Raw genomic sequence first — 10,268 nt, 5'->3', positions numbered from 1 at the left:
TTGTCATTTCGACGAAGGAGAAATCTCCGCAAGTAACTCCGTAATGAGAATCAAATCTTTGTCGAGCTTCTCGTGGAGATTTCTCCTTCGTCGAAACGACATACTAAGAGCTAAAAGAAAACTTTACGTTTTACTTCACAAATTTAATAATTGCCATTTCTAATGCTAAAAATAACAGTGCAAAGATAACAAACCATTTCCAAATTTGGCTTTCAGTTCGTTCAGTTTGTAGCGTATTAAAGATAGTAGAAATCGTATCGGCAGTTTTAAAATCTGAAACCACATTTGTGTTTACCTTACTTAAATCACTTTCGCTTCTTTTGTAATTGAAACTCAGATTTTCAATCCATACTTTTTTGTCAAAAATGCTGTAGTTTCCAGCTGTTTCAGGGAAATCATTAAATGTTAATTTGACCTTGTTATTTAGTATTTGTTGAATCGGAATAAACGAGTCTTCGTTTCCTTTTACTTCCAGAATTGCATCTTTGGTCAGTAAAATATCAACAAAATAAGGTTGATTGTTGCCAATTGTTAAAGCATTTACGCCAGTTTTTTGATTGTTTTGTCCCATTTTATAAAACAAAGGAACAATTAACGGCGATTGCTGAAAGTTTGAATTTGTTGAATTTATAGGCGCAGAGAAAACTGTAATTCCTGAAACCGGATTTTGAATCGTAGTTACAAATACACTTTGATCTTCATACGACAAAACCGCCGGATATGGACTTGAAATATTGTATGAATTGGCTGTTTTGGGATATTGAAAATTGGTAATCTTATTCTCGAAAACGCCTGCAAACAAAGGATGATCGAAATTAATTTTGGTAATTAGTTTACTTTTATTTTCAAGTGCTCCAAATTGAATTTTTCCAAAATTGCCTAAAAACGTATTCAAATTTGAAATAGAAGTTTTTTTAGAAGGAATAACAACTAAATTGCCGCCTTTGGTAACAAAAGCTTTTAAAGTAGTTTGTAATGCCTGAGGAATTTCAACTAATTCATTTAAGATGATCGTGTTTTGTTTGTCTAAACTATTGTAATCTAAATTGGTAATCGAGTAATTGTTGTAATTGAATTCTCCAGATGTAAAAATTCGGGCTAAGAAATTGCTTTTTTCAGGTTCTCCAATACTTATAACATTCGTTTTTTTAGCTTTAGAAATACTAAAATACAATTTGTTGTCATAAGTCAAGCCGTTGTCTTCGATCGTTACATATCCATCAAAAGCTTCTTTTGGAATCGTGAAGTTTATTTTCTTTTTCTTCGCGTCAAAATTAATAATCGTTTTGGCAATCAGTTTATTTTGGTTGTATAATGCCATCGAAACCGGTTTAAAATCTTCTCCATAAGCCGATAAATTAACGCTTATTTCATAGAAGTTTTCTAAAGTTTGATTGATAAAAACGCTATCAATTGCAATGTTGTTTTTCTGCTCGGCTTCTGGAACAATAAAATAGGGTTTCTCGTCAGTATCAATATTTTTGACATCTTTATCTGTTAAACCAACTGCATCGGTAATAATGACAATGTCTTTTTTATAAGCTGATTTGTGCGCTTTTATCTTCGCCATAATCGACGGAAGCTCAAAAGGAGTTGCACTATATTGCAAATTTTGCAAAGCACTTTTTGATGATTTGATATCAGTATTCCAGAAATTTTCGGTGTTAGTCAACAATGAAAATTGGGTATTCTCTGGCGTATTTTCCAGCAATTCCTGAACAGTGCGTTTTAGTAATTCGCCTTTTTTACCTTTTGCCTGCATACTAAACGAATTGTCCAGAATAATGTACATTTCGTTTGTAGCATTTTTAGCGTCTTTGGCTTCAAAAAAAGGTTGAGCAAAAGCCAAAATGATACACGTTAAGAGTAATAAACGAGTGGCTAGTAATAATCTTTTTTTGATTTTAGAACTTTTTCGGGTTTGAATCGAAAGTTCTTTTAAGAAACGAACATTACTAAAATAGGATATTTTAAAACGTCGTAATTGAAATAAATGAACCAAAATAGGAACAATCAATAAAAACAGAAAGTATAGAATTTCGGGATGTTTAAAGTGCATTCTGGCTTCGATTTACTTCACTACGTTTTGTAGATACTGGTCAAAAATACAAATTTTTAATCAAAACATATAAGTAATATTTAGTTAAACCATATAAGTTATATGAGAGATTATAAGCAAATGTTGCTGTATCGAAAATTAAATGAACTCATATCGCTTATATGGTTTAAAAATTGGGCTAGCATAGTTTGAATAATGTAACTTTTGTAATTTCTTTTGTAACAAAAAATGACTTTTCGAATGATATTATTGAGTATTTTAGCCTCTTCTAAAAACAAATAAAAAACTATGAAAAGATTATATATGCTGCTTTTTTCAGCTTTGGCTTTTACAACTTCACAAGGTCAGAATAAATTCAATTTACTTGTAGGTACTTATACCAATACTTGCGAAAGTAAAGGAATCTATGTTTATGAATTTGATGCAACTTCGGGTGATTTTAAATTAAAGAATTCTACAGAAAAAGTAGTAAGTCCGAGTTATGTATCAGTTTCAGCAAATAATAAATTTATTTATGCCGTAAATGAAAACGGAACACAAAGTGCCGTAACAGCATTAAGTTATGATGCACCAACTGGTAAACTAAAAGTGTTGAATACAAATTCTTCTTTAGGAGCAGATCCTTGTCATTTAATTAATGATGATAAAAACGTAATTGTTGCTAATTATTCTGGAGGAAGTCTTGCGGTATTTAAGAAAAATGCTGACGGAAGTATAACAGAAGGTCAACAATTGATTCAGCACGAAGGAAAAGGACCAAATGCGGCACGTCAGGAAAAAGCGCATGTGCATCAGGTTGTTTTTTCTCCGGACAAAAAGTTTGTTTTATCGAACGATCTTGGTCAGGATAAAGTTTTTATTTATAAATATAATGCTGGTGCAAGCCATGAAGTTCTTACTTTAAAAGGAACGGTTGATGTAAAAAAAGGAAGTGGTCCAAGGCATTTAACTTTTAGTAAAGATGGTAAATTTGTGTACTTAGTTCAGGAATTAGATGCTACTCTTACCACTTTTAGTTACAACAAATCTGGAAGTTTGAAATTGCTTGCCGAAACTAGTATTTTACCAAAAGGATTTACGGGAGGAACTGGTGCTGCAGCGATTAAAATTTCGCCTGACGGAAAGTTTTTATATGTAACAGATCGTGTTGATGCGAACTCAATTTCAGTTTATCAAATTCAGAAAGACGGAAGTTTAAAATTTGTAGAGCAGGAAAGTACTTTAGGAAAAGGTCCAAGAGATTTTGCCATTGATCCAACAGGAAATTACCTTTTGGTTGGTCATCAATACACAAATGACATCATTATATTTAAGAGAGATAAAGCTACAGGAAAACTTAAAAATACAGGTAAAAAAATCGAATTGTGTTCGCCAGTTGGGTTGGTTTTTACCAAAATATAGTTTTTTAAGAGTTACAAAGGTTCAGAGGAACATAGGAGCAAAGGTTTTTCTATTTTGTACGCAAAAAAAGCTCAAAGTTTAAGTCACTAACTTAAGCTTTGAGCTTTTTTTGTTTTTTACTTAGAACCTCAGAACCTTAGCGACTAACCTTTGTCTCTATGCAACTCTGAACCTCTGAACCTTCAAAAAACTATTTATTCTTATCTTTTCTCTTCTTATCTCTTGTTTTCAACATGTTTCTATTTACAGAACCATGAGTTTTCTTTTTTGTTTTAGATGGTCCACCAAGATTGACTTTTTTATTCTTTTTATCTTTTTCGTGGAAAGCTCCATCACCCGTTAGTTTTTGTTTTTTCATTAAAAACTTAATCGGTTGTTTGTCTTTTTCAGGCTCGATTAATTTTACTGAAATTTCGACTTCTTCCGGAAATTCAGCTATTTCAAGTTCCTGATTCATTAAGACCTCAACTTCAACTTTAAATTCTTCTTCACGAGGCGTGATAAAACTAATCGCTGTTCCTGTAGCATCGGCACGACCTGTACGACCAATTCTATGCATGTACAATTCAGGAAGTTCAGGAAGTTCAAAGTTAATAACGTGCGAAATGTTCGAAATATCCAAACCTCTCGCCATAATATCAGTCGTAATCAATCCGCGAAGATTTCCTTCTTGAAACTCAGCCATTGTACTCAAACGGTAATTTTGAGATTTGTTTGAGTGAATTACACCAAACTGACCTTCAAAATGTTCTTCAATTCGAGTATGAAGCATATCTGAAATCTTTTTATTATTCACAAAAACCAAAACACGTTCCATGCTTTCGTTTGTTTCTAATAAATGCTTTAACAGATTTACTTTTGTATTAAAGTTGGGTACGTTATACGTAATTTGAGTAATGTTTTCCAGTGGAGTTCCTGAAGCTGCAAGTGTTACTTCTTCCGGGAAATCAAAAAAGTCATTCAAAACAGCATCAACTTCATCTGTCATTGTAGCAGAGAATAGAATGTTTTGACGTTTTGTTTTCATCATTGCCAAAAGCGCTGTCAATTGTGTGCGGAAACCTAGATTTAGCATTTCATCAAACTCATCGATAACTAATTTTTGAGTTTCATCAAAACGAATTACAGCATCTAGAGCTAAATCCATTGTTCTACCTGGTGTTCCTACTAAAATGTCGACACCTTCGTAAACTGCTTTTTTTTGTGTATTGATATTTACTCCACCAAAAATACCAAGTGTTTTAACCGACATGTATTTGGTTAATTTCTCGATTTCGTCTACAACCTGAACTACTAGTTCACGCGTTGGAACCAGTACTACAATTTTAGGAGTGTTGGTTGGTGTAAATTTGTATAATTTTAAAAGTGGTAATAAATAAGCAAATGTTTTACCTGTACCGGTTTGCGCAATTCCCATCATATCTCTTCCAGACATAATTACAGAAAAGGATTTTTCCTGAATAGGAGTAGGCGTAACAAATCCTAATTCGTCGATTGCTTTTTGTACTGATTTTGGGAGATTGAATTGTTCGAAAGTGCTCATTTACATTAAATTTTGTGCAAATGTACGTTAAAATGATGGTTTTTTTGTTGATTTTCTAATTTTAGATTGTCTATTGTCAGTTTGTTTGTCACTCTGAGCGAACTCGAAGAGCGCATAGAGGCTTCTCCCGAAGTCTCGGGACGCTCAGCCAGACAGTAGAAAACCAATGTTGGACTTAAATAAAATAATTGGTTTTGAAATCTAAAACCCTTCGAATACGCCCAATCCAAAAAGTGCAAAATCGTATTTTACAGGATCCAGAGCATCCATTTTTCTAAGTTTAAGATCTAATTCGTTCAGGGCTTTTCCGTCGTTTTGTTTTCGCGAAAGCAATCCTAATTTGCGAGCAACATTTCCGGAATGAACATCTAAAGGACATGATAATGCAGCAGGAGAAATGGTTTTCCATATTCCTAAATCGACTCCTTTGGTATCTTGGCGAACCATCCAACGCAAATACATGTTGATTCTTTTTGCAGCAGAATTATTAAGTGGATCCGAAATGTGTTTTTGAGTTCGTGGCAAATGATCGATTTCAAAGAATATTTTTTTGAATTCGCTAATGCTTTTTTGTAAACTATCCGCTTCCTGATTTTTAGCAAAAACACTTTCTAAGCCATCGTGGTTTTTATAAATATGCTGTAAACCTTTTATAAAACCGCCAAAATCTTTTCCGTTAAAAGTGCGGTGAACAAAGTTTTCCAGTTGAGCCAAATCGTCATCAGAATGTGACATGACAAAATCATAAGGTGTATTACCCATTAATTCCATCATTTGATGCGAATTTTTGATAATCATTTTGCGATTTCCCCACGCGATTGTTGCGCTCAAAAAACCTGCAATTTCAATATCTTCTTTTAAGGAAAATAAATGTGGAATTTGCACGGGATCGCTTTCTATAAAATCTTGATTATTATACTGTATAACTTTTTCGTCGAGGAATTCTTTGAGTTCTTTTTGGTTCATGTTTGCAATGAAAGTTCTTATTGTTTTAGGGTTTTAGCCCTGATGGAAGCGGCATCTCCCGATTTAGAAAAACAAGGCTATTTAGCCGTAGTTTTTATTTATCGGGAATATAGCGGACAGCGGGACACGAGCGGCAGCGACTGACGAAGTAATTTGCGCCTAATTACTAATTTGTCCGTCAACCATAATTAATTTTCTATCGGCCATGTTGGCTAATTCTTCGTTGTGAGTTACAATTACAAAAGTTTGTCCAAATTCGTCACGAAGTTTAAAAAACAATTGATGTAGATTTTCGGCAGAATGTGTATCTAAGTTTCCTGACGGTTCATCGGCAAAAATAACATCCGGTTTATTAATTAATGCTCTCGCAACGGCAACACGTTGTTGTTCTCCGCCCGAAAGTTCATTTGGTTTATGATTGATACGATGTGATAATCCTAAAAACGTAAGTAGTTTTTTTGCCTCGGCTTCAGTTTCAGAGGGTTTTTTGCCTCCAATATAAGCAGGAATACAAACATTTTCTAAAGCTGTAAATTCTGGTAAAAGCTGATGAAACTGAAAAATAAAACCCAAATTTAGGTTTCTGAACTTCGATAATGCTTTGTCGTTAAGACCTAGAATGTTTTCGCCATTTATGGTTAACGAAGTACCGGTATTTGATTTTGAAGGTTTGTCTAATGTTCCTAAAATTTGCAGTAAAGTTGTTTTTCCTGCGCCAGATGCACCCACTATCGAAACAATTTCTCCTTTTTTAATATGCAGATCAACTCCTTTTAAAACTTCAAATTGGTCGTAGAATTTATGTATATTTTTTGCGTGTATCATTATGAAACTGTTTTTACAAAGAAACAAAGATTCTGCCGATATAAAAATGTCATCTAACAGAATTTTAAGAAGAAATAATTTTTATAAAAATCTCAATGTAAAAAAAAATGAAGGAAACTGAAATTGGGTCTGGTTTTTGGTATAATGTAAAAAATGACTTTGATTTTGAATTTAAAATCATTGATTATGTGTGAATTAAGTAAATTAATTTTATAAAAGAATAAGTGAATTTTACTGAATTCTATTTAATTTTAAACAATATCTAAATCAACAACAAATGCAGGAAATAAATGTAGCAAGTGATGATAGAGTTAGAAAACTTTTACTAGGTATCCTTTTGGATGGAGTTGGGATGGTATCCTTTACAATTCCGCTTTTAGGAGAATTCTCAGATGTAATTTGGGCGCCAGTTGCGGCTTTTATTATGACAAGAATGTATAAAGGCAGAGTAGGTAAGGTGGCTAGTGTTTTAACTTTTATAGAGGAGGCATTGCCTTTTACAGATATAATTCCATCGTTTACACTTACGTGGATTTATACATATTACTTTCAAAAGGAAAATAATTAACTCTTATTAATGAAATATAAAAAATGGCAACCTTAAAAGTTGCCATTTTTTATTGGGTTTTATTGTACTATAATTTTTTTAACATGAAGTACCTTTTTGGTTTCCGGATTTGAAACTTTTAAAATAAAAACACCTTTTGCTTGCAAGTGTATATTTTCCTGAGTTTTTCCGTTAATCGTTCTTTTTAAAATTTCCTTACCTAAAATGTCATAGATTTTAAGATCGGCTTTTTCCAAATCATTATCCAAAAGAACCGAAAAATAACCATTATTTGGTACGGGCCATACTTTAAAATTATCTGTAATTTCTTTAGTAATTTCATCTACTTTTAATGTAGAGTATCCACTCAAAATATTTACTTTTCTAGTCATAGTTCCTCCTTCTGCATCTGTAACCGTAAAGTTAAAAGAACATAAACCTGCTGCTGTAGGAGTAAACTCGACATTATCCGAAGATAAAACTGCAGTTCCGTTTACAACATTCGAAAGACTGTATGAAACCCCACTTGTAAAACCTCTTGAAAGTTTTTGAATATTTACAGTTATTTTTTTTCCTGTTGGAGAATCAAAATGAGGTTGAGCCATCCATTGTAAATATTTGTCAAGATTCGTGTAACCGCTTTGGTTAGTATCAGCATTAGAATCGGAGAAATCGCCAGATCCAGAATTTACGTTTGTACCTATAATGGTTTCCCACCAGTTTGGTAGTCCATCTTGGTCAGAATCCCAATTTGCATCTCTAATTACAGTTGGATAAGATTCAAAACCGCCAACATCAGCTTCATTGTCCGGAAATCCTGGTTTATTGGTAACGCTTCCTTTAATAGAATAAGTCCCGTTTAAAGTTTCGTTGATCATTCGTTGATCGTGATCGTCAAATTCCGGTTGCGTACAACCAACGTCCGAAAGCACAATTTTATATGCATTTTTAGCAGATTGTGTAGTTACGTAGGAAGGAAAAAATGGTGTATTTACAAAGTTTTCAAATGAAATTGTAACTCCCGAAGCTTTTCTTCCTGCTTCCTGATTGCTTTCGTCAAAATAACCCGGCATCACATTTCCTTTAAAATAAACTTGTTGCATTCCAGTTCCTGCACCTTCATTTTGTTGATTTACGGCAACAAATATTTTTGATCCCGCTCCTGGTTTGTAATAATTGTTTACAAAATTAAGCTCTTTAGTTCCGCCATCAGTAGTTCTTGAACCCCAATTGTAAACCACATTATTCGTAATGTCCATTCTTCCTGCATAAGCACCGCTTCCGTCTAAACCTCCGCCCAAACTCCAGTTACGACCGTAATTATGCGCCAGAAGATTGTGATGAAAACTACCAATGTCACCACCAATTGTTGCCGCATAACCGTGTTCTGTTCCTGCTGGATAATTTTGATGTCCTGCCGCGTTTAAAGCTTCAGAAATTAGTGTTCTTTGCAGTGTAATGTTTTTTCCGGAACGAGAACTAAAAGATTCATCAATTGTCCAGCTTATAGAACAATGATCGATAATACTATTATCAGCTCCTGTTAAACCCATTCCATCATAAGTAGGGCCACCACCAACTCTAACACGTATGTTTTGTACGATAGCATCGTTGCCTGTTATTCCAAAAGGAGCAGATCGAATTGTAATTCCTTTTCCAGGTGCAGTTTGTCCCGCAACGGTTACATAAGGCTGGCTTAAAACTAAACGTGAAGTAAGCTGAATAATTCCTGAGGTATTAAAAACAATTGTTCTAGGGCCAATATCGTTTGTTACAGCTTCGCGTAAACTTCCCGGGCCACTATCGTTTAAATTGGTAACGGCAACTACTTTTCCGCCTCTTCCTCCGCGTGCAAAACGACCATAGCCTTCGGCATCAGGAAAGGCAAGTTGTGCAGGACGAAAACGCCATGTATTTCCTTTTTCTACAGCATTATTGGCTAAGACTTCATCGACGCGCCAAAAGTAAGTTGCGCCAGTATATAATCCGTTTACCTGATAAGATGTGTTTGCTTTAATTTGATTGCCTTTAAATTCTGGCGATGATGTTGTTGCGGCTTCTACGGCAGCTTGATCTGTTCCAAAGTAAATATTGTGCGATAATGCATTTGTTGCTCCTGTCCATCCTAAAAGTTTTCCTCCAGACGTCAATTCAACATGTTCGTCGTTATGTTTTGGAGATGGATTTGTCGATTGATAAAAGATATTTGGCGTGTTGAGTTCGAAACCATTTAATATAAAGTTTTTTATATTTTCGGTACCCGAGGTCTCGGCAGCAAATAATAAAACAACTTCAGTATCTGCAACAGCCTGAAATTTTAAATAGGCAGATTGTGCGTCGGCGGTTTTTAGAGCTCTTACACTTGGAATTAAATTATTTACAACCAAGGTACCATTGACAGAAATATCTATTGGGCTAAAAAAATTTCCCGATGGACTGTCTACATTGTTAAAAAAGGCAAGTAAAGTATGTTGTCCTGGAGCTAAACCTTTTATTTTTAGTTCTATTTGTGCGCCAAGATTTGCAGTTGTACCTTTTACAGTAAGCCCGTCAGAAATTAATCTGGCATAATATGGCGCTTGAATTCCGGCTTTGTACCAGTTTGTTCCTAGCGCATCTCCTTTATCGCCAACACGTGTTACCGTAAAAGTTACTCCGTTTTCAGTATAAGTACTTGTATTGCCAGATGCAATAACCCATGCGCTATAATCAGGTTCGTTAACTTCGGCTTTTGGTCTTCCGGATTGATCAAAATCAATTTTTACGACAGGATTTTGCGCAAAAAGTGTTGTAACCGACATTGTAAGGCAGACTAATGCTATTACAAACGGTAGTTTAATAGTAGAGTTCAACATTTTAATACTTTTTTTGGTTAGTTAGTTTAGTAAAATCAAAGATTTCTGTAATTGCTCTTTTGAAAAGTTGGG

The 10,268-nt window shown here is 34.2% G+C and carries 7 protein-coding genes; 2 read left to right on the top strand and 5 right to left on the bottom strand.

Features of this window, described 5'->3' with window-relative positions:
* Nucleotides 1-130 precede the first annotated feature (130 nt).
* Nucleotides 131-2,059: a BatA domain-containing protein gene (locus IW18_RS12315; protein WP_041518073.1), complete on the bottom strand. Its 1,929-nt coding sequence runs from the start codon at nt 2,057-2,059 to the stop codon at nt 131-133.
* A 288-nt stretch (nt 2,060-2,347) separates the two neighbouring features.
* Here IW18_RS12315 and IW18_RS12310 point away from each other — a divergent pair, with 288 nt between their 5' ends.
* Nucleotides 2,348-3,460, top strand: a complete 1,113-nt coding sequence (locus IW18_RS12310; protein WP_041518071.1) for a lactonase family protein — start codon at nt 2,348-2,350, stop codon at nt 3,458-3,460.
* 190 nt (nt 3,461-3,650) lie between these two features.
* On the opposite strand, the gene IW18_RS12305 is transcribed toward IW18_RS12310, so the two are convergent.
* The 3 genes from IW18_RS12305 to IW18_RS12295 all read right to left on the bottom strand — a co-directional run bounded on the left by IW18_RS12305 (nt 3,651) and on the right by IW18_RS12295 (nt 6,794).
* On the bottom strand, nt 3,651-5,003 hold the full coding sequence (locus tag IW18_RS12305) for a DEAD/DEAH box helicase (RefSeq protein ID WP_041518069.1): 1,353 nt from the start codon (nt 5,001-5,003) through the stop codon (nt 3,651-3,653).
* 201 nt (nt 5,004-5,204) lie between these two features.
* Complete coding sequence (locus IW18_RS12300; protein WP_041518068.1) at nt 5,205-5,969, bottom strand: TIGR02757 family protein; 765 nt, start codon at nt 5,967-5,969, stop codon at nt 5,205-5,207.
* 159 nt (nt 5,970-6,128) lie between these two features.
* Nucleotides 6,129-6,794, bottom strand: coding sequence for an ABC transporter ATP-binding protein (locus tag IW18_RS12295; RefSeq protein ID WP_041518066.1), 666 nt, complete (start codon nt 6,792-6,794; stop codon nt 6,129-6,131).
* Nucleotides 6,795-7,071: 277 nt separating this feature from the next.
* Here IW18_RS12295 and IW18_RS12290 point away from each other — a divergent pair, with 277 nt between their 5' ends.
* The gene (locus IW18_RS12290; protein WP_041518065.1) at nt 7,072-7,362 is read left to right on the top strand and encodes a hypothetical protein; all 291 of its coding nucleotides are present in this window, start codon (nt 7,072-7,074) and stop codon (nt 7,360-7,362) included.
* A gap of 59 nt (nt 7,363-7,421) precedes the next feature.
* Here IW18_RS12290 and IW18_RS12285 read toward each other — a convergent pair whose 3' ends face one another.
* Nucleotides 7,422-10,196, bottom strand: a complete 2,775-nt coding sequence (locus IW18_RS12285) for a T9SS type A sorting domain-containing protein (protein ID WP_240475558.1) — start codon at nt 10,194-10,196, stop codon at nt 7,422-7,424.
* Nucleotides 10,197-10,268 lie beyond the last annotated feature (72 nt).

The organism is Flavobacterium hibernum (genome assembly GCF_000832125.1).
GTDB lineage: Bacteria > Bacteroidota > Bacteroidia > Flavobacteriales > Flavobacteriaceae > Flavobacterium > Flavobacterium hibernum.
This window is presented reverse-complemented; position numbering and strand designations above follow the sequence as displayed.

Coding starts and splice junctions, on each gene's coding strand:
- IW18_RS12310 (WP_041518071.1), top strand. CDS start 2,348: ATGAAAAGATTATATATGCTGCTTTTTTCAGCTTTGGCTTTTACAACT.
- IW18_RS12305 (WP_041518069.1), bottom strand. CDS start 5,003: ATGAGCACTTTCGAACAATTCAATCTCCCAAAATCAGTACAAAAAGCA.
- IW18_RS12300 (WP_041518068.1), bottom strand. CDS start 5,969: ATGAACCAAAAAGAACTCAAAGAATTCCTCGACGAAAAAGTTATACAG.
- IW18_RS12290 (WP_041518065.1), top strand. CDS start 7,072: ATGCAGGAAATAAATGTAGCAAGTGATGATAGAGTTAGAAAACTTTTA.
- IW18_RS12285 (WP_240475558.1), bottom strand. CDS start 10,196: ATGTTGAACTCTACTATTAAACTACCGTTTGTAATAGCATTAGTCTGC.
- IW18_RS12295 (WP_041518066.1), bottom strand. CDS start 6,794: ATGATACACGCAAAAAATATACATAAATTCTACGACCAATTTGAAGTT.
- IW18_RS12315 (WP_041518073.1), bottom strand. CDS start 2,059: ATGCACTTTAAACATCCCGAAATTCTATACTTTCTGTTTTTATTGATT.